This window comes from Enterococcus sp. AZ071 (assembly GCF_050499065.1).
Taxonomy (GTDB): domain Bacteria; phylum Bacillota; class Bacilli; order Lactobacillales; family Enterococcaceae; genus Enterococcus_A; species Enterococcus_A ferrettii.
This window is the reverse complement of the sequence record NZ_JBIPAS010000001.1, coordinates 2,414,512-2,433,613: the sequence shown is the minus strand read 5'-3', so window position 1 is coordinate 2,433,613 and position 19,102 is coordinate 2,414,512. Positions and strand designations below refer to the sequence as shown.

Genomic DNA, 19,102 nt, shown 5'->3' with positions numbered 1-19,102 from the left:
TTTTTCTGACAACTCACGTCTAACTCTTATTGACAGCGTTTGCAAACGTATGTATAATACGTAATATATTAACAAAAGTACATATATGTATCTATATCATGTCCGATTCGGACATTAGGTATTTTGATCAAATACCTAAAAAATTAGGAATGAATGGGGAAGGGGTAAAAAGAAATGGTAAGACACTTTTTGGATTTAATGGATTTTTCGAATGAGGAAGTTTACAAAATGATTGATCTCTCTCGCAAGCTTAAACGTGCAGACAAGCTGGGTGCTTGTCCTAAGATTCTTGAAGACATGAGTTTAGGAATGATTTTTGCTGAATCATCGACACGCACACGGATATCCTTCGAGGTTGCGATGACAAAGCTTGGTGGTCATGGACTGTACCTGCGACCAGGAGAAATTCATCTGGGCAAATCTGAAACAGTTAAGGATACAGCTTTGGTTATGTCGCGATTGCTGGATGCGGTAGAAATCAGAACCTGCGAGGATGAGGACATTGCTGAGCTGGCTGAGCATGCAGATGTTCCGATTATTAACGGAATGGGAACGTATTTACACCCTGTCCAATGTCTTTGCGATCTGGTGACAATGAGCGAACACCTGCCAGAGGGCAAAGAAATTTCTGATATTACTTTGACATTTATTGGCGATGCAACTATTTATGAAAATGTGGGTACAGCGCTCTCTCATATTTTGCCGCGATTGGGTGCGAATTTTATCTACGCGGTTCCAGAAGGTTATGAAGCAGAAGAAAGCTTTTATGCACCTGTGCAAAAAGCAATTGAAGAAGGCGGAGGCACCTTCAGCATTATGCATGATCCAGTTGAAGCAGTAAAGAATGCTGACTACATCTATTCTTCTGTTATGTGGTACGAAGGCTTTGATTCGGATCGAGAAAAACGGACAAAAGATTTTCTGCCAAAATATCAAATAAACGAGGAGCTGGCTGCACAGGCCCCAGATCACGCAATGTTTATGCATTATCTACCTGCACAACGAGGCTATGAAATGACTGATGCGATCATGGATCATGAACGCTCACTACTTTGGGATCAGGCAGAAAATAGATTGTACGGCGAAATGGGCTTGCTGGTTTATTTGTTGGAGCCTCTGAAGAAAAAGGCTTCCGCGGAAGTGAAGGCGCAAGAAACTGCACGAATAGAAACATGGATCGCCGAAAACATGTAACGATCCGGAAAGGATTAAAAAAATGGAACAGGAAAATAGTACAAAAGCGTTAGGAAAAGTAGACGTGTACTTAGGGATTATTTGCGCAATACTTTTCGCGGATGTTATCGTCTCAAATACATCGCTGGGTCCTTCTGTAATAGCTTGGTGGCTTATTATCGGTATTCTATTTTTTATCCCCAATGGCTTGGTAACCGCCGAATTAACTGGAACCTATCCAGACAAGGGAGGAATTTACGGCTGGATTAAAAAGGCATTCGGCTCGAAATGGGCTGCCCGGACCTCCTGGTTTTATTGGATTAATTGTGCTCTTTGGATGCCTTCCGCTTTCATTTGGGTTAGCGGTGCATTATGCAATACATTTTTTCCAAATGCCGGCTATTTTGTAGAGGTGTTGATTAGTATTGTGATCACTTGGGTGGTGATCTGGCTGGCAACACGACGGATGTCGGAAAGCAAGTGGATTGTAAATCTGGGTGGTGTTAGTAAAATACTGATTTTCTCATTAGTTATTCTTGCTGGGATTTTCTATTTAGTTAATGGAAATTCAAGTCAAAATGTTGTTACTGCACAAACGATGATGCCGACAGTCGGCGATGGACTAGTTTATCTGCCGGTCATTTTGTATTGCTGCTGTGGAATGGAGATATTGGCGGCCAATGCGCATGAAATGCAGAACCCAAGGAAGGATTTGCCTAAAGCTGTTATGCTTGTGGTTATTCTTACCATTGTGTTTAATATGTTTGCTTCATGGTCTATTCTGCAGGTAGTCCCAGTTGGGGAATTGGATCTAGTCACTGGTTTGAATCAGGTGCTGCGGGTTGCTTTTCAGGCAGATTGGATTGTCATGTTAAGTTCACTAGTTCTTCTATTTAGTGTAAGCGTCCAGATTATTACTTGGTCGCAAGGAGGAGCTAGAGGAGCATCGGAGGCTGCACAGGAAGGTGAGCTTCCGGCTTTCATGGGGAAAGATAGTCCGAAAACGGGGGCACCAACAGGAGCATTGATTGTCACAGGAATTGTCTCAACGGTAGTGATTGTTATCTATGGCTTTATGGCAAGCAGCGCAGCAGATTTGTTCTTTACACTTCTGGCGTTCAGCTCTATTCTGTTTTTTGTTCCCTATGCAATCATGTTTCCGGCTTATATGAAGCTTAAAAAGATTGATGCCCATGCTGACCGTCCTTTCACGGCCCCAGCCGGTCCGGTTCTTGCCGTGATTTGCGAAGTTGTTTTGATTATTGGAATGGTCCTGTTTGTTTGGGTACCTGGACAACCCTTTGATACAGCTTATTCTTTGCCGATTATTATTGGCTTGATTGTCACGGTATTGATTGGCGAGTATATTGTAAACAGACAAATTAAAAAGAATACTAAACAAACCGACATGCTTAAGGAGGTAAGATACAATGGCGAAAACAATCAGTAGTACACCCAAAAAAGATGGATTCCGAATGCCCGGTGAATTCGAGCCGCAAGCAGGAATTTGGACTGGCTGGCCCCTGCGGCCGGATGTCTGGCGTGCCAATGCGCGACCTGCGCAGCAAACTATGCTGGAGGTCATCAAAGCAATCGCAAAATTCGAACAGGTTACCGTTATTTGCACCGAGGCATATTATGACTATGCGCGAACAGCTTTGCCTGAAGATGAAAACATACGTCTGATAGAAATGTCCTATGATGACTGTTGGCTTAGAGATTGCGGAACTACCTTTGTGGTGAACGACAAAGGAGCCTTACGAGGTGTAGACTGGGATTTCAATGCATGGGGCGGGTTAGAAGAAGGCTTTTACTTTCCATGGGACAAAGATGACAAAGTAGCGAAAAAAATGTTGGAGATCGAAAACAAGGATAGATACAAAGCGCCATTTATTCTAGAAGGCGGTTCGATTCACAGTGATGGCGAAGGAACCATTTTAACCACTGAGGAGTGTTTGCTGGAGCACAACAGCAATCCAGAAATGGGAAAAGAAGAATACACGGAAGCCTTAAAGGACTATTTAGGAGCCGAAAAGGTAATTTGGATTCCTAAAGGGATTGCTTATGATTCTGTTTATGGCCATGTAGACAATATTGCTTGTTTTGCAAAGCCTGGTGTAATCTTGATGAGCTGGACAGATGATGAAGCAGATGAACAATATGCCATTTCGCGAGAAGTATATGAATTTTTGTCCAAACAGACAGATGCAAAGGGAAGAAATTTCGAGATTCATAAAATTACGCAGCCAAATCCAATCTTTTATACGAAGGAAGAAGCGGAAAGCTACAATTTCACAGATACAACCACTTCTTATGTAGAAGGGGATCGAATTGCTGCCTCGTACATTAATTTCTTAATTGTGAACGGGGGAATTATTTATCCGACCTTTAATGACGAAGAACAGGATGCAGAGGCCAAACGAAAGTTAGAAGAAGTTTTTCCGGGTCGAGAAGTAGTTGGGGTGATGTCGCGGGAACTGATTATGGGTGGCGGAAACATCCATTGTATGACCCAGCAACAGCCTAAAGTCTAAAGCTGGAGGGAGAAGCAATGTCTAGAATTGTTGTCGCTTTAGGAGGCAATGCGTTAGGAAACACCCCTAAGGAGCAGGAACAGCGAATTAAAAAAGCAGCGGCTGCATTAATTGGCTTGATTGGTTCAGAAAATGAGATCATCGTCAGCCATGGAAATGGTCCTCAGGTGGGAATGATCCATTCGGCTTTTGATCTAGCCAGTAGGCAAGATGACAGTATTCCAACCATCGATTTGCCAGAATGTACAGCGATGAGTCAAGGCTACATCGGTTATCATTTACAACAAGGACTAAAAATGGAATTGCAGCGCCAAGGGATGCCCTGGAATGTAGCAACGGTTGTAACTCAGATCGAAGTTTATAAAGACGATCCTGCTTTTGAACATCCAACAAAGCCAATTGGACGTTTTTACGATCAAGCAACCGCCGAGAAAATAATGAGCAAAGATCCGCAGCAACGATTGGTTGAAGACTCTGGACGAGGGTGGCGCAGAGTCGTCGCCTCTCCTAAGCCCATTGATATTGTTGAAAAGGATTCCATTCTAAATTTGCTTAACAATGAGTATATAGTCATTGCTTGCGGTGGAGGCGGGATTCCAGTTATCGAAGAACAGAATCAGCTGGTTGGAATTCCAGCCGTAATCGATAAAGATTTTGCGTCAGCTAAGTTAGCAGAGCTGGTAGCTGCTGATTGCTTGATCATTCTTACCGCAGTTGATCAGGTAGCTATTAATTTTGGAAAACCAGAGCAAGAAAATATTGGTGAAATGTCGGTTGCACAAGCTAAAAAATATTGTGAAGCAGGCCATTTTGCAGCAGGCAGCATGCTGCCCAAAATTCAAGCAGCCATCGAATTTGTCGAAACTGCGCCAGGACGAAAAGCCATCATTGCTTCACTAGAAAAAGCGCCATTGGCAGTAAAAGGAGAATCCGGTACATTGATTTATCACTGATGCCGGACTTATATCAAGAATGGAATTTTGGTAAAGCAGGCTATTTGTTTATGGGTCATTCGGATACTGACAAGCAAGCAGTTTCCGAATTTATAGAATGATTTGAAAGAGGGAACGATCTTCTGTTCCTTCTTTTTTTGTTTTCTTTTTGCGGGCAAAAGAGTACTCTATAGTCAAAGAAACGCATTGCTTTCTTAATTTTGTCATCATAAGGAGTGGTAGAATGTGCACAAGTCTCACTTTAACCAGTCATGCAGAACATCATTTTTTAGCTAGAACAATGGATTTTGGGTTCCAGCTTGACGGCAGACCGGTTGTAATTCCTCGAAATTATGAATGGAAATCTCAGCAGGGAATACAAAAAACAAAGTATGGCTTCGCTGGTACAGGCAGAAATTTGGAAGAATACTTTTTAGCAGAGGGTGTTAACGAAAAAGGCTTCGCTGTGGCAGAGCTGTATTTTCCAAATGAAGCGAAGTACAATACAACGACTCAGAAAGAAAAAGTAAATTTAGCTCCCCATGAATTTATTATGTGGTTATTAGGTCAGATAGGAAGTATCTCTGAACTAAGAGAAAGAATTACAGAAATTAATTTAGTGGAAGAAGCCATCCCGATGCTGGGCTTTATCCCGCCGCTGCATTTCATTGTTACAGATAAAACGGGAGAGACAGTGGTTCTCGAATCCGATAGTGGGGAAATGGTGGTTAAAAGTAATCCAGTGGGAGTCATGACCAACAGTCCTGATCTTAGCTGGCATTTGAAAAATTTGAATAATTACTTGAATATTCAACCCACTAATTTTCCAGCCAAAAAAATTGACGAGTATGTGATTCAACCTTTTGGGCAAGGATCAGGGACTTTTGGCTTGCCAGGAGGCTATACATCACCTGAACGTTTTGCTCGAGCAACCTTTTTGCGAGCGTTGACCGATACGGGCGAAACAGTCGAAGAAGGAGTAAACGCAATTTTCAAAATACTTAACAACGTGACGATTCCCAAAGGTGTAGATATTAAGGACGATGGTTCCAGTGATTACACGCAATATCGAGCGGCGCTTGATGTGACTGAGTTAACCTACTATTTTAATCCTTATGAATCTCCAGAAGTATTCAAGCTTACTTTAGATGAAACGTTGCTAGCTAAGAAGGAACCGACAGAATTTGCTTATGCTGCGACCTTCAAGACGACCGACTTAAATACAAAGAATACTTGAGTTAAATAAGAACGAAAATCAATATAGACTAACAAACAAGCGACTTACTCGTAAAAAGAGCAGGTCGCTTGTTGGTTGTTGTTACTCGTTTGAATTTGCCAAAAGAATCTATGTTCTAAAACTTTTACAAAATTGGAATATAAATGTCCGTAAGACTTTTGTCCCTCATATTTTTAGGCGGCTCGGTAATGTACATTTCAAAGGGTACGGCATCTCGTGGTTTAGCCTTGTCTTTAAACAGCCATTCTTGATACATATATTGCCATGCCTCGCCGTACTGAGCAGCCGACAGCTCAAAGTGTCCCACACCAAATTTACCAGAAATACTGGATTCGCAAATTGATCCACTTTCGGTTACTTCAGCATCAACTGAAATCGTCATTGCGACACTTGTGCGCAGGTTTTTACCATCTGTAATAAAAGGATTGTCGTCATAAATGGTTAAAACCTTTGTTTTGTCAGGAATAATTAGGTTCTGAGCAGTTGCAAAGTCAAATAGTTCTTTGAATAGCTTTCTACTCTGCTTTCTAAATTCAGCATAGCTTCCTCTAAAACGAACATAGATAATTCTTTGGTCGGTTAATTCTTCGGTAGTAATAGTGATTGGTTCAAGCATAATCATTGCCCTCCTTGTATTTACTCTGTCTTACAAAGACTATTATTCCACGAACCAGTGAGCAGTTCTTGACGATTCTTGCTGTTTTCGATAATTTAAGGGGCTTACGCCAAAATGTCTTTTAAACGTTCGGCTGAAGGAACTGGAATCATTGTACCCATAGTCCAGCGCAACAGTTGTTATGGAAGTCTTCGGGCTGACACATAAAAAAATTGCAGCCCGCTCTATTTTGAAACGGGTAACAAATTCGTTAACAGTTTCCGTGGAATACAGTTTAAAAATCCGATGAAAATGAAATTCAGACAAATGAGCATTGCTTGCTAAATCCTTTAAGGATAAAGGTTCCTTTAAGTGCTGTTCAATGTAATCCTCGGTTTTATTGATGAGTCGAATGTAGGTCTGTTTAGAAATTGCTTCGTTCGTTTGCTTCGTCATTTCATTAGTTCCTTATCTATTCATTCGGCAGGTGGGTTACCCACTCTAGATGATTATAGCAAATTCATTAACTTGATTAAATTTGGAAAGGACCCTTTTTCGCTGTTGCCATTTAGCCAAGGGGATTGACTTAAACGAAATATACTATAAAGTTTAATCTATTAACCTACCTGATTTGAGAGGAGTGAACGTTATGACACCTACTGGAAATTTTCCCTTTGCCATTCACGGCATCATTGGTCAGCACTGGACTTCCAACAGCGACAGTAATCTGCGTATTTTATTTGGCATTCGCGGTAGCTGGCAAATTCTAACCGAAGAGTCTGTTTATGAGATGTCAGCAGAAGACGTGCTGGTTTTAAATGCTTTTCAGGCAGCACAGGTTACGGCAACCAGCGTAGATTCGGCCCTTTTTTTAATCGAAATTTATCGAGAAGAAATAGAAAATCAGTTAAATATCCAGTGGACTCCGGTTTTTGATTGCAATTCAATGGCCGAGAAACAGTTTGCCTACCAGGAAAAAGAATTCAGCCAGCTTAGGGAAAAACTGCTGGCCTGTCTCGCCACCTTTTATGATTTAAAGGAGCAGAATCAGTTTGCTGTTTACGAAAAATTCTTCAGTATGCTGAGCTTTCTTAAAAGCCATTTCCAGAGGTCCGATTTCCAGATTCCGGCAGCTTATGATGAAAAAATTCAACAGGTCTTAACCACTATTCATTTAAATTACATGAAGCCGCTGACCTTGCAGCAAATCGCCGAGGAGACTTTCTTGTCTTACCATTACTTATCTCGCAAGTTCAAAGAAGAGGTGGGTGTTTCGTTTAAGGAATATCTGACGACCTATCGGTTAAAAAAATCGGCAACTGCTTTGCGAATTTCGGAGCAGTCGATTTTAAAGATTGCATTGGAAAATGGCTTCACCAATAGCAAAGCCTTTCATTTAGCTTTCAAAAATTATTACGGAATCACTCCCAATGACTATCGCCATCAGCAAGCTTCTGAGATGCTCGAAGTTGGCGATGGAAAGAAAGTAAAGGCAGATAATTTTGAGCTGTTGGAGATTGAAGCAGCCATGCTGGTATTATCCAATTTTATGGTACAAAAGGATCCAGAGGAGTTTCTAGAGCCGAAGCAGCTGGAACGACAGATTCCCTTAACTAAACCATTAAAACCGCGGAACACCCTGCCGAAAATTTTAAATATCGGCCATTGCAGCAATTGGTTGCGAGGGGATGCTCAACAGGCGCTGTTAGAAACCTGTCAGGGAATCAGTTTTGACTACCTGCGTTTTAACGATGTACTGATTGAAAATCAGCTGATCATCGATACCTTTGAAATTTTACCGAACCATGCGCAAATGAGCCGTTTAATCAGCTTTGCGATGGAAAATCATTTGACTCCAATCATCCATTTTAAGATACCTAAAGACAATCAGACTGAATTTTCGAGTTGGCTGGAACCTCGTTTGAAGGTACTTCAGCGATTGGTGGATGAGTTCGGCGACAGTTCGAATACGTGGCATCTGGAATTCGATCTTGATCCGCTGCCAGTCAATTTAAAGGAAAATTTCTTATTCTTTTACCAGCAGATGCAACGTATTTTTGATCAGCCGACGATTGGTTTAAATGTAGGGGCTTTGTATCGTTCACCAGTTGTTGATCAGTTAGAAGAATTTTTAGCTGATCTGAATGAACAGCACCTAACGATTGCGTTTGTTGATTACCGCAGTGACCCTAGTGATGACTATTTATGGGATGAGCTTCCCAAAAATTTATTGAAGGATTACCAGGAATACAATTTGACAACGTTAAAGGCTTTGCTGGAAAAATACCATTGCGGTGGAAAAGTTTTCCTCAGTGAATGGAACACCTTAATTGGTAAAGGGACTACGCTGAGAGGAACCTTCTTCCGATCTGCTATCATGTTTAAAGATATTCTTTATTTAGCGGCAGAAATTGAGGGGATCGGTTTTTGGCTAAACAATAGTATTCAGTCAAATAGTCCGGAACAACCTCTTACTGGGCAAAATCGCTTAACCTTATATGTGGGCCATCAATTGAAACGGCCAGTCTTTTTCGTTCTTCAAATGTTTGATCGAATCAAAGGATCGGTTTTGTATCAGGAGGAATCCATTTACCTGACGCAGCAAGGACAGACACGCTATTTATTGTTGCTGAACCCTACGTATTTTAACCCGGCGATGAGTATCGATGAGACGTACATGATGTATCAATCGCAGCTGATCAAGCTAGAGCTGCTGCACCTGGAGTCAGGTCCTTATCAAATCAATACCTATACGTTAGATAAGGATCATGGTGGGATTTATAATGAAGTTTTAAAAACCAGTGGGCTGGAATTAGTGGATCAGGAAGCAACCGATTATTTAAAACAAGCAATCCTGCCTCAATTGGAAATTTCTTGTATCGAGGTGGAGGAACAGTTGACGTTCAAAGAGCTTCTCAGCTTCAACGCCTGTCGCCTTATTCAAATAAAGCCGTTGCACAATTAAAAGTGTAACGGCATTTTTTGTCTTCGAGAATATTTTTGTCAAATTCCAGCAAATAAATCTTATTTATGAGACAAAATGTGCAACTCTTTGTGAATCCGCTTTCTTTATACTTTAGATATACCAAACGGGGCCCTAAAAAAATAAAGAGGTGTAGTAGATGGACAGAAAGGTTCAAGAAACAACTGAAGTATCCGCCGTCTCCAAAAAAAGCAGTGTAGGCATTGTGTTTGCATTAATGGCAGGTTATTCCATGGTTTATATGGATAAGTCGATGGTTTCCACAGCAATTATTCCCATTTCACAACAGTTTAATTTAGATTCTGGTCAAACAGGATTGATTATGTCGTTCTTCTTCTTAGGTTATTCCTTAATGCAAATTCCTGGCGGCTGGCTAGCGGATAAGATAGGTGCCAAAAAAGTGCTGATGCTGTCGTTAGCGATTATTTCTTTCTTTTCTTTTGCTTTTGGCATGGTCAGCGGCTTGATGCTGTTTATGATGATTCGCTTTTTTGCTGGTGTCGGTCATGGCGGCTATCCGCCAAGTGTTTCTAAAGCCGTTGCCAATAATTTTCCGCAGGAACGACGGACATTTATTCAATCCATGATTTTATCAACTTCAGGGATCGGCGGGATATTAGCCTTTACTCTAGGTGCGAATTTAATTAGTCAAAGCTGGCGCTTAGGCTATATCGTTCTGGGCAGTCTATTTGCAGCAGCGTTTATCTTAGTCGGCATTTTTGTACCAAAAGATCTTCAGCTATCTAAGAAGGAACAGGCCGCTAAAATTCCATTTAAAGAAGTCATTGCTAATCGTAATGTGTTGACGTTGTTTGTTGCGATGCTTTTATTGAACTTCCTGCTTTACGGAAATATTTCCTGGCTGCCAACGGTCTTAGCCCAAAAATTTAGCTTAGAAATCACGCAAGTGGGTTATTTACTGGCGGTTAATGCAATTTTCCAAACGATCGCTACTATGTTTGCTGGAGTCCTGCTGTCGAAATTATTCTTAGGCAAAGAAAAAATCTTCATTCTTGGGGCAACCATTATCTCAGCGATCTTTGTCGTAGTGTTTGTTTTATCTAGTAATTTAATAGTAGCGATGGTGGCTTTGATTCTGTTAAGCATGATCTCAGTTTCGGCCTTTACCGCTATCTTTACTCTGCCGCATAAAATCATGGATGGTTCAATTATCGGCTCGGCCATTGGCATCATTAATACTGGCGGAACATTGGGCGGCTTTTTGGCACCAATGATTCTAGGTCAATTGATTAATCTAGGCGGCGGTTCGTTCACTATTCCATTCGGTTTTATGGCATTGGCAAGTATATTGTGCGGATTAACGGTATTAACATTAAAAGATAGGAGTCAAGAATAATGACAAATCCCAAAGAACAAATTTCCCAAATGATTGAAGCAAAACGTGACAAATTTATTGCAGCAGCTGACCGTATTTGGAGCACGCCAGAGACGCGTTTTGCCACTGAAAAATCAGTCCAGCCCTTCTATGAAATTTTGGAAGAAGAAGGCTTCGAAGTTGAAAAAGGCTTAGCCGATATGGATCATTCCTTTGTGGCAACATATGGCTCTGGCAAACCGATTATTGGTATTTTGGCTGAATATGATGCACTTAGTAACTTAAGCCAAGTTGCTGATTTGGGTGAACAAAAAGCAGAAGTACCCGGCGGCAATGGTCATGGCTGCGGCCATAACTTATTAGGAACAGGTGCGCTAGCAGGAGCAGTCGGCATCAAAGACTATATTGCGGCCAATCAGCTGGAGGGAACTATCAAATTGTTTGGTTGTCCAGCAGAAGAAAGCGGCTATGGGAAGGCTTATATGGCTAGAGCAGGTTTATTCGATGAATTAGATGTGGCTCTATCTTGGCATCCTTGGGATATTAGCGGGGCATGGTCCATTAGCAGTCTGGCAGTTTATCAAGTGTATTACCATTTCAAAGGAATTTCAGCTCACGCAGCAGCTGCACCAGAACAGGGCCGTAGTGCGTTAGATGCAGCAGAATTGATGAATGTCGGTGTACAATTCCTAAGAGAACATATCATTGATGATGGTCGTGTACATTATGCCTTTACAGATGCTGGCGGTGAATCAGCGAATGTCGTGCAGCCAACGGCAAGCTTGTATTACTTCATTCGGGCACCTAAGATTGAACAGGTGGAAGAAATTTATCAACGGGTAAACAAAATTGCGCGAGGCGCAGCGATGATGACCGAAACAGAAGTAACGATTGATTTTGATTCTGCCTGCTACAACTATTTACCAAATCATGCAGTAACCACAGCGATGTACGAAAATCTTTTAACTGAAGGAAAAATGAACATAGGCCAAGAAGACCAGGATTATGCACAGCGCTATTACGACAGCTTAACCGATGCAGCAAGACAGTCCTTAGTCATTCGCGCAAAACAATTTACACCTGAAGCAGATGAGGCGGAAATCCAACGCTTGGGTTCATTACCAATTGCTGAACAAATTCAGCCCCTCGTTTTTTCTAGCGCGACCGCCGGATCAACGGATGTGGGGGATGTCAGCTGGGTCTGTCCAACTGCTCAAATCTTTGTCGGCTGCGAACCGCAAGGAACACCTGCTCACAGCTGGCAATGGGTAGCAAATGGCACATCTTCAGTGGCTCATGAGGGCTTATTAGCTGCAGGGAAAACGATTGCCGCAACAGCCTATGACTTGCTGACCAAACCGGAATTAGTTCAACAGGCTAAAGAAGAACATCAAAAAACATTGGCTGGTGAAGTTTACAAATCGGCCATTCCAGCTGAGGTTTTACCAAGATAAACAAAAAGGGGCTATTCAATGGAACAATTAAAGTATTCAAGTATTTTTGATATCATAGGCCCCATCATGATCGGTCCCAGCAGTTCGCATACTGCTGGGGCTGCTCGTATTGGGAAGGTTGTACGTAAAATTTTTGGCGAACGACCAGATACGGTCGATATTTATTTGTACGAGTCCTTCGCCAAAACCTATCGCGGGCATGGCACTGATATCGCACTAGTGGGTGGTTTATTGGGAATGGAGCCCGAAGATCCGCGCCTCAGTGATTCCTTAAAAATTGCTCATGAAGAAGGCATGGAAATTCTATTTGTACCGAAGCAGGAAAAAGCCGAACACCCTAATATGGTGCAGCTAAAGCTCACTCGAGGGACTCACGTCTTAACTGTTACCGGTATTTCCATCGGCGGCGGAAATATCCAAATTTCTGAAGTGAACGGCTTTAAGCTGTCTTTATCCTTAGGAATGCCGACCTTTGTTATTGTGCATCAAGATGTACCAGGGATGATTGCTCATATCAGTCAGCTCTTTTTTGATGCCGAGGTCAATATCGGTACGATGTCCGTTTCCCGCGAAGCAGTCGGGGAGAAGGCTATCACAGTTATCGAAATCGATGAACGCAACGAAGCAGTCCAAAATAAAATAAAAGCGATCGATTCAGTATTCAGTGTTTCTTATTTCGAATAAAGGAGGCTTTCGATGTTTTACAGTATTGAAGAGCTGGTGGAACAAAGTCAGGACTATGAGAATATCAGTGAGCTGATGATTGCTACCGAAATCCAATTAAGCGGCCGTACACGGGAAGAAATTATTCGTTTGATGGAGAAAAACCTGATAGTCATGGAACAGTCCATTGACGAAGGTGTAGCCGGGGTTAAGTCAGTGACCGGACTAACTGGCGGCGATGCGACTAAATTGAACAGCTACCTTGATTCAGGAAATTTTCTAAGTGGTGAAACGATCTTGACTGCGGTTAGAAATGCGGTTGCTGTCAACGAAGTGAATGCAAAGATGGGTTTAATCTGTGCCACGCCAACTGCTGGCAGTGCTGGAGTAGTTCCCGGTGTTTTGATGGCCTGTCGCAAGCGTTTAAACTTGAGTCACAGCCAACAACTCGAATTCCTCTTCACTGCTGGTGCATTTGGTTTAGTCATTGCCAATAATGCCTCAATTTCTGGCGCAGAAGGCGGTTGTCAGGCAGAAGTTGGTTCAGCCAGCGCGATGGCTGCAGCAGCCTTGGTTCAAGCCAATGGCGGTACAGCCCACCAAGCGGCCCAAGCTGTCGCAATTACTCTGAAAAATATGATGGGCTTGATCTGTGATCCAGTCGCGGGCCTCGTTGAAGTTCCTTGTGTGAAGCGAAATGCTTTAGGCTCCTCACAGGCCTTTATTTCAGCCGATATGGCCTTAGCTGGGATCGAAAGCGTTATTCCTCCCGATGAAGTCGTTGAGGCGATGTATCGTGTGGGGCGCCAAATGCCTAGTATCTTCAAAGAAACCGCAGAAGGTGGGTTAGCAATGACACCAACCGGTCAAAGACTGGCCAAAGAACTGATGGTCAAGGATTAAAAAATGAAAGCATCGAAGTTTATTGTTTCGGACAATAGACTTTGGTGCTTTTTTAGATTCTTTTAAATGAATTATTTTATCATTCTTCAGTTTTTTTATGATGCGATTAATCAAACAAAATAATTGCAAGCCTTATCATTGTTGAAGTATCAGCTCTCGTCTGAATTACCAAAAAAAACCTCGACAGATAGCTAAAGTTTTTCAAAAATTATCAGACAAAACACTTGCATCCGAAAGGAAAGAGCGTATAATGACAAGTTGTCACATGACAAGGTGTCATTTGTCATTTAAAAGAATTTTTTTAAAGGGAGGAGGGAAAGATCGTGCCTAAAGAAACCTTTTATCATCTGTCGGAAAAAAAGCAGCAGCGCATCATGGATTCGGCGAAAAAGGAATTCTCCAGAGTACCATTAGGAGACGCTTCGATTGCTCAGATTATCAAAGACGCAGGGATTCCCAGAGGCAGCTTCTATCAATACTTTGAAGACAAAGAGGACTTATATTTCTATTATTTTCAAAGTATGCGCCGAAATTTTCAGCAAGAATTGAATTTGGCAGTTGAACAGGCCGAAGGAAATTTATTTGACGGATATGAGCTTTATTTTTCCAAAATGGTTAAAGAGGTTTTACAGGGAACACATGCAGCTTTTTATAAAAACATGTTCATGAGTATGGATTATCGTTCGTTTAATAAAGTTGCCCCTCATTTTGGTAAAAACCCCCATGCTGCATGTTCTCCAGAACAGCAGTATAAAGAACAGTTTCAGGAGTTTTACGAGCGAGTAGATATAACTCTTTTGAAGGTAACCAATCAGAAAGAATTGAAGCTTTTGGTTAAGATGCTGATGCACATGGTTTTTTCGACGATTGCCGAGGGTTATAAACAAATGAAAGAAAACGATGACCACTCCATTGACGAGGTCATGGCGGAATTTAATTTGAAGTTAAGCTGGTTAAAAAGCGGCGCCACCAAAGAACGAATAGATAAGGAAGGTAATAAACGTGAAACTATTTAATTATTTACGCAAATACTGGTATGCCATCCTCGCGGCGCTGATTCTGTTAGTTGTCCAAGCGCACAGTGATTTGACATTACCAGGTATTACATCAGACATCGTGGATGTAGGGATTCAACAAGGTGGATTAGAGACAGCTACTCCAGATACCATCCGAGAATCAACCCTTTCAGCGATCGAGCTCTTCATGACCGATGCTGAAAAAGAAACAATTAAAGAAAATTACAAAAAGACGACAGAAACAGTTAAAGGAAAAGACATTCCTGTCTATGAGCTTCATCTAAAAGATGGCATGACAAAAGAAAAGCTAGCTAAAATTTTTGAATTGCCAATGTTTATGCTGGCTACATCCCAATCAAAAGAGTCAAAGGATGGACAGGAAGCTAAAGAAATTTTAGACGAATACAAACAATTAGGGACAGAGGGCAAGCAAGCCCAAGAATTGGGAAAAGAAGCCCAAGAGTTAGCGCAAGAAGCCCAAGAAGCGGGAGCAGCAGCACAAACGGCAGCAGCCTCTGGTGATCTGGCAACCGCACAGGCAAAGGGTGCTGAAGCAACTCAAAAAGGCGAACAAGCGCAAGAAAAAGGCGAGCAAGCCAAATCTATTGGTGATTCTATCACCCAAACACAAAAGGAATTACCTGCAAAAGTCGAAGCTGCTCGGAAGGAAACGAAAGAGGGCTTAGGCGATGTCGGGCAAGATTCTTTGAAGACGGTTGGGGTTCAAGTAACCTTAGCTGAATACAAAGCACTCGACAAGGACACCAAACAAATTCAAATGGATTATATGATCAAACGAGGAACAGAAATGCTGATTCTGACATTGATTTCAGCAGTCGCAGCCATTTTGGTTGGTTTAATCGCTTCGCTGGTTTCTTCTTCAGTCGGTAAGAGCTTGCGGGTGGGTCAATTTGACAGAATCCTGCAATTCTCAAACACGGAAATGGAGAAATTTTCTCCAGCATCCTTGATTACACGTAGTACAAACGATATTCAACAAATTCAAATGGGTCTGGTAATGACGATTCGGCTGGTTCTGTATGCTCCGATTTTAGGAATCGGCGGTGTTTACGAAGTCTATAAAACCGGAACAGGCATGGGTTGGATTATCGCATTAGCTGTCGGATTAGTTTTGATTTTAGTGTTAACTCTATTAGGCTTTACTATGCCAAAATTCAAGAGTTTGCAAAAATTAGTCGACCGAGTGAACTTGGTTTCTCGAGAAATCATTACTGGCTTACCAGTTATTCGGGCCTTTTCTCGTGAAAAATACGAAGAAAACCGGTTCGACGTTGCCAATACAAACCTGATGAAAACTCAAATGTTTGTGAACCGCAGCATGTCAATCATGATGCCAATTATGATGCTGTTGATGAACGGGATTTCTGTATTGATTGTCTGGGTCGGTGGTCACAATATTGATTCTGGTCAATTACAAGTTGGGGATATGATGGCTTTCATTACCTACACGATGCAAATTGTTATGGCCTTTATGATGCTTTCAATGGTTTCAATTATCTTACCTCGTGCCAACGTTTCTGCAGGGCGTGTGGATGAAGTCTTAGCAACAGAGCCAACAATCATTAATCCGGAACAACCACAAGACGACCATGATTTCAAAGGTCAAGTGAAATTTGAAGGAGTAATCTTCCGTTATCCAGATGCTAATGAAGACGTGCTGCATCATATCAATTTTACTGCTAAACCGGGAGAAACCACGGCCATAATCGGTTCCACTGGTTCAGGGAAATCGACAGTGGTTAACTTGATTCCAAGACTATTTGATGTAAGCAGCGGCAGAATCACTATTGATGGTGTTGATATTCGTCAAATGAGCTTGCATAAGCTGCATGACCTGATCGGCTTTGTTCCGCAAAAAGGGGTTCTATTCTCTGGAGATATTGAATCCAACATTAAGTTTGGGAACATCGAAGGTATATCCGATGAACAAATGAAAAAAGCCGCTCAAATTGCTCAAGCAGAAGAATTTATTAATGACAATGAAGCTGGCTATGAACGCCATATCTCTCAAGGAGGAACCAATGTCTCCGGGGGACAAAAGCAACGTTTGTCTATTGCACGGGCATTAGCAAAAGATCCTAAAATTTTAATCTTCGATGATTCACTTTCAGCCCTAGACAACAAGACCGACATTGCTTTGCGTCGTGCTCTAGCTGAAAACGTCAAAGGCATTACACAAATCATCGTTGCACAAAAAATTTCAACCATCCTTCACGCGGATAATATTATCGTACTAAATGAAGGGCGTATCGTGGCGCAAGGAACCCACGATGAACTGATGGAAACATCACCTGTATACCAAGAAATCGCTTCTTCACAGTTGAGTAATGCCGAATTAGGCTTGGAAGCAGAATAGGAGGGGAAGGAAATGGCAGAAAATAAACAGCAACGCCCGCAAGGCGGACGCGGGCCAATGGGCGGCGGCCGAGGAATCGCTCCTGGCGAAAAAGCCAAGGATTTCAAAGGCACCATCAAAAAATTAGTTTCCTATATAGCAAGTTATAAGATCCCCGTCTTCTTCGTCATGATTTTTGCGGCGGCATCGACTATTTTCAATATTTGGGGACCAAAAATCCTATCAAAAGCAATTACCGAATTATTCAATGGCTTGATTAAAAAATATCAAGGCACCGGAAGTATCAATTTTGATAAGATCGGACACATTTTACTCTTCATGCTGGGACTTTACTTAGTTGCTTCCGTTTTCGGAATCATGCAAGGTTGGATTATGTCCACCATTACACAAAAAATTACGTACCGTATGCGGAAAGAAATTTCAGAAAAAATCAACCGCATGCCAATGAACTACTTTGAAAGCCGGACAACCGGTGAAGTCTTATCACGTATCACGAATGATGTGGATACCTTAGGACAATCCTTGAACCAATCAGTTACTCAGTTGATTACATCCGTCTTCACCATTGTCGGAGTCATTGTCATGATGTTATCGATCTCCGTACAGATGACCGGGATTTCTATTCTAATCGTACCGATTTCCTTGCTTTTGATTACAGTAGTCATTAAGTTCTCACAAAAGCATTTCAAAACCCAACAAAAATACTTGGGGATTATTAATGGACAAGTCGAAGAAACAGTCGGCGGCTACAACATTGTGCATCTCTTCAATGAAGAAGAAAATGCCCTAGCCGAATTCAAAAAGCAAAATGAAGTATTGTTTAAATCCGCTTGGAAATCTCAATTTCTTTCTGGATTGATGCAGCCAATCATGAACTTTGTTGGTAACCTAGGGTATGTAGCCGTAGCGATTATCGGTGGGATTTTAGCCTACAATGGAACTATCACAGTTGGTGATATCCAAGCCTTTATCCAATATGTACGTAACCTAACACAACCAATTGCTCAGCTGGCACAAGTATCAAACATGCTGCAATCCATGGCAGCAGCAGCTGAACGTGTTTTTGAATTCTTAGGTGAAGAAGAAGAAGCTCAAACCGTCGAAAACCCAGTCAAAATCGGCAAGGTTAAAGGCATGGTTGACTTTGATCACGTTAAATTTGGTTATACACCAGATAAAATTATTATTAACGATTTCAGCAGTCACGTCGATCCAGGACAAACCGTTGCAATCGTTGGACCAACCGGTGCTGGTAAAACCACAATGGTTAAACTGCTGATGCGCTTCTACGATGTTAATTCAGGAGCAATCAAAATCGACGGGCACGACATTAGAGACTTCAACCGTGCAGATCTACGCGAAAATATCGGGATGGTTCTTCAAGATACTTGGTTATTCAAAGGAACTATCATGGACAACCTGCGCTACGGAAGACTTGATGCGACGGACGAAGAAGTATACGCAGCAGCCAAAGCCGCTCACGTAAACCACTTCATCGAAACCTTGCCTGGCGGCTACAACATGGAATTGAACGAAGAATCATCCAATATTTCTCAAGGACAAAAACAATTGCTGACGATTGCACGTGCTATCTTAGCAGATAAACCAATCCTGATCTTGGATGAAGCAACCTCTTCAGTCGATACTAGAACCGAAGTATTAATCCAAAACGCCATGAACAACCTAATGACCGGCCGGACTTCCTTCGTTATCGCTCACCGTCTATCTACGATTAAGGATGCAGATAAGATCCTTTACATGCAAGACGGCGATATCAAGGAACAAGGAACACACGAAGAACTATTAGCCAAAGATGGTTATTACGCTGCGTTGTACAATTCACAGTTTGATGAGTTGGCAGGGTAGGAAGTTAGATAATAAAACTACCAGTGAAATGTT

15 protein-coding genes are annotated in these 19,102 nt (G+C 41.9%); 13 read left to right on the top strand and 2 right to left on the bottom strand.

Annotation, left to right across the window (positions count from 1 at the left end; genetic code table 11):
• Positions 1 to 174 precede the first annotated feature (174 nt).
• From argF to IGI49_RS12040, 5 genes are all read left to right on the top strand, one after another.
• Positions 175 to 1,194 carry an ornithine carbamoyltransferase gene (gene argF / locus IGI49_RS12060; RefSeq protein WP_429964671.1) on the top strand — a complete coding sequence of 340 codons (1,020 nt, stop codon included), beginning with the start codon at positions 175 to 177 and terminating at the stop codon, positions 1,192 to 1,194.
• 22 nt (positions 1,195 to 1,216) lie between these two features.
• On the top strand, positions 1,217 to 2,623 hold the full coding sequence (locus tag IGI49_RS12055; protein ID WP_429964670.1) for an APC family permease: 1,407 nt from the start codon (positions 1,217 to 1,219) through the stop codon (positions 2,621 to 2,623).
• A complete protein-coding gene (gene aguA / locus IGI49_RS12050) occupies positions 2,604 to 3,707 on the top strand; it encodes an agmatine deiminase (protein ID WP_429964669.1) in 1,104 nt (367 codons plus the stop codon). The genes IGI49_RS12055 and aguA overlap by 20 nt, the downstream gene beginning before the upstream one ends.
• 17 nt (positions 3,708 to 3,724) lie before the next feature.
• Complete coding sequence (gene arcC / locus IGI49_RS12045) at positions 3,725 to 4,660, top strand: carbamate kinase (protein WP_429964668.1); 936 nt, start codon at positions 3,725 to 3,727, stop codon at positions 4,658 to 4,660.
• Between the two features lie 223 nt (positions 4,661 to 4,883).
• On the top strand, positions 4,884 to 5,876 hold the full coding sequence (locus IGI49_RS12040) for a choloylglycine hydrolase family protein (RefSeq protein WP_207700837.1): 993 nt from the start codon (positions 4,884 to 4,886) through the stop codon (positions 5,874 to 5,876).
• Positions 5,877 to 6,000: 124 nt separating this feature from the next.
• Here the strand turns inward: IGI49_RS12040 and IGI49_RS12035 are convergent, their stop codons facing one another.
• Both IGI49_RS12035 and IGI49_RS12030 read right to left on the bottom strand, forming a co-directional pair.
• On the bottom strand, positions 6,001 to 6,492 hold the full coding sequence (locus tag IGI49_RS12035) for an AraC family transcriptional regulator (protein WP_429964667.1): 492 nt from the start codon (positions 6,490 to 6,492) through the stop codon (positions 6,001 to 6,003).
• Between the two features lie 42 nt (positions 6,493 to 6,534).
• Positions 6,535 to 6,927 carry a helix-turn-helix domain-containing protein gene (locus tag IGI49_RS12030; protein WP_429964666.1) on the bottom strand — a complete coding sequence of 131 codons (393 nt, stop codon included), beginning with the start codon at positions 6,925 to 6,927 and terminating at the stop codon, positions 6,535 to 6,537.
• 193 nt (positions 6,928 to 7,120) lie between these two features.
• Here IGI49_RS12030 and IGI49_RS12025 point away from each other — a divergent pair, with 193 nt between their 5' ends.
• From IGI49_RS12025 to IGI49_RS11990, 8 genes are all read left to right on the top strand, one after another.
• A complete protein-coding gene (locus IGI49_RS12025) occupies positions 7,121 to 9,436 on the top strand; it encodes a helix-turn-helix domain-containing protein (protein ID WP_429964665.1) in 2,316 nt (771 codons plus the stop codon).
• Between the two features lie 157 nt (positions 9,437 to 9,593).
• The gene (locus IGI49_RS12020; RefSeq protein ID WP_429964664.1) at positions 9,594 to 10,811 is read left to right on the top strand and encodes an MFS transporter; all 1,218 of its coding nucleotides are present in this window, start codon (positions 9,594 to 9,596) and stop codon (positions 10,809 to 10,811) included.
• Positions 10,811 to 12,244 (top strand): amidohydrolase, encoded by a 1,434-nt coding sequence (locus tag IGI49_RS12015; protein ID WP_429964663.1) that lies wholly within the window; start codon positions 10,811 to 10,813, stop codon positions 12,242 to 12,244. Before IGI49_RS12020 ends, IGI49_RS12015 begins: the two co-directional genes overlap by 1 nt.
• Before the next feature lie 18 nt (positions 12,245 to 12,262).
• Positions 12,263 to 12,928 (top strand): L-serine ammonia-lyase, iron-sulfur-dependent subunit beta, encoded by a 666-nt coding sequence (sdaAB, locus tag IGI49_RS12010; RefSeq protein ID WP_429964662.1) that lies wholly within the window; start codon positions 12,263 to 12,265, stop codon positions 12,926 to 12,928.
• 12 nt (positions 12,929 to 12,940) lie between these two features.
• Entirely contained in the window at positions 12,941 to 13,810 is an 870-nt protein-coding gene (gene sdaAA, locus IGI49_RS12005) for an L-serine ammonia-lyase, iron-sulfur-dependent, subunit alpha (RefSeq protein WP_429964661.1), read from the top strand.
• Between the two features lie 323 nt (positions 13,811 to 14,133).
• Positions 14,134 to 14,826 carry a TetR/AcrR family transcriptional regulator gene (locus IGI49_RS12000; protein ID WP_429964660.1) on the top strand — a complete coding sequence of 231 codons (693 nt, stop codon included), beginning with the start codon at positions 14,134 to 14,136 and terminating at the stop codon, positions 14,824 to 14,826.
• Positions 14,813 to 17,203 (top strand): ATP-binding cassette domain-containing protein, encoded by a 2,391-nt coding sequence (locus IGI49_RS11995; RefSeq protein ID WP_429964659.1) that lies wholly within the window; start codon positions 14,813 to 14,815, stop codon positions 17,201 to 17,203. The genes IGI49_RS12000 and IGI49_RS11995 overlap by 14 nt, the downstream gene beginning before the upstream one ends.
• Before the next feature lie 12 nt (positions 17,204 to 17,215).
• Positions 17,216 to 19,069: an ABC transporter ATP-binding protein gene (locus IGI49_RS11990; RefSeq protein ID WP_429964658.1), complete on the top strand. Its 1,854-nt coding sequence runs from the start codon at positions 17,216 to 17,218 to the stop codon at positions 19,067 to 19,069.
• The last annotated feature ends 33 nt before the right edge of the window (positions 19,070 to 19,102 follow it).

Excerpts from the sequence above, each read along its gene's own strand:
- IGI49_RS12025 (WP_429964665.1), top strand. The coding sequence starts at position 7,121 with ATGACACCTACTGGAAATTTTCCCTTTGCCATTCACGGCATCATTGGT.
- IGI49_RS12040 (WP_207700837.1), top strand. The coding sequence starts at position 4,884 with ATGTGCACAAGTCTCACTTTAACCAGTCATGCAGAACATCATTTTTTA.
- aguA (WP_429964669.1), top strand. The coding sequence starts at position 2,604 with ATGGCGAAAACAATCAGTAGTACACCCAAAAAAGATGGATTCCGAATG.
- IGI49_RS12015 (WP_429964663.1), top strand. The coding sequence starts at position 10,811 with ATGACAAATCCCAAAGAACAAATTTCCCAAATGATTGAAGCAAAACGT.
- sdaAB (WP_429964662.1), top strand. The coding sequence starts at position 12,263 with ATGGAACAATTAAAGTATTCAAGTATTTTTGATATCATAGGCCCCATC.
- arcC (WP_429964668.1), top strand. The coding sequence starts at position 3,725 with ATGTCTAGAATTGTTGTCGCTTTAGGAGGCAATGCGTTAGGAAACACC.
- IGI49_RS12035 (WP_429964667.1), bottom strand. The coding sequence starts at position 6,492 with ATGCTTGAACCAATCACTATTACTACCGAAGAATTAACCGACCAAAGA.
- IGI49_RS12030 (WP_429964666.1), bottom strand. The coding sequence starts at position 6,927 with ATGACGAAGCAAACGAACGAAGCAATTTCTAAACAGACCTACATTCGA.
- IGI49_RS12055 (WP_429964670.1), top strand. The coding sequence starts at position 1,217 with ATGGAACAGGAAAATAGTACAAAAGCGTTAGGAAAAGTAGACGTGTAC.
- sdaAA (WP_429964661.1), top strand. The coding sequence starts at position 12,941 with ATGTTTTACAGTATTGAAGAGCTGGTGGAACAAAGTCAGGACTATGAG.
- argF (WP_429964671.1), top strand. The coding sequence starts at position 175 with ATGGTAAGACACTTTTTGGATTTAATGGATTTTTCGAATGAGGAAGTT.
- IGI49_RS11990 (WP_429964658.1), top strand. The coding sequence starts at position 17,216 with ATGGCAGAAAATAAACAGCAACGCCCGCAAGGCGGACGCGGGCCAATG.
- IGI49_RS12020 (WP_429964664.1), top strand. The coding sequence starts at position 9,594 with ATGGACAGAAAGGTTCAAGAAACAACTGAAGTATCCGCCGTCTCCAAA.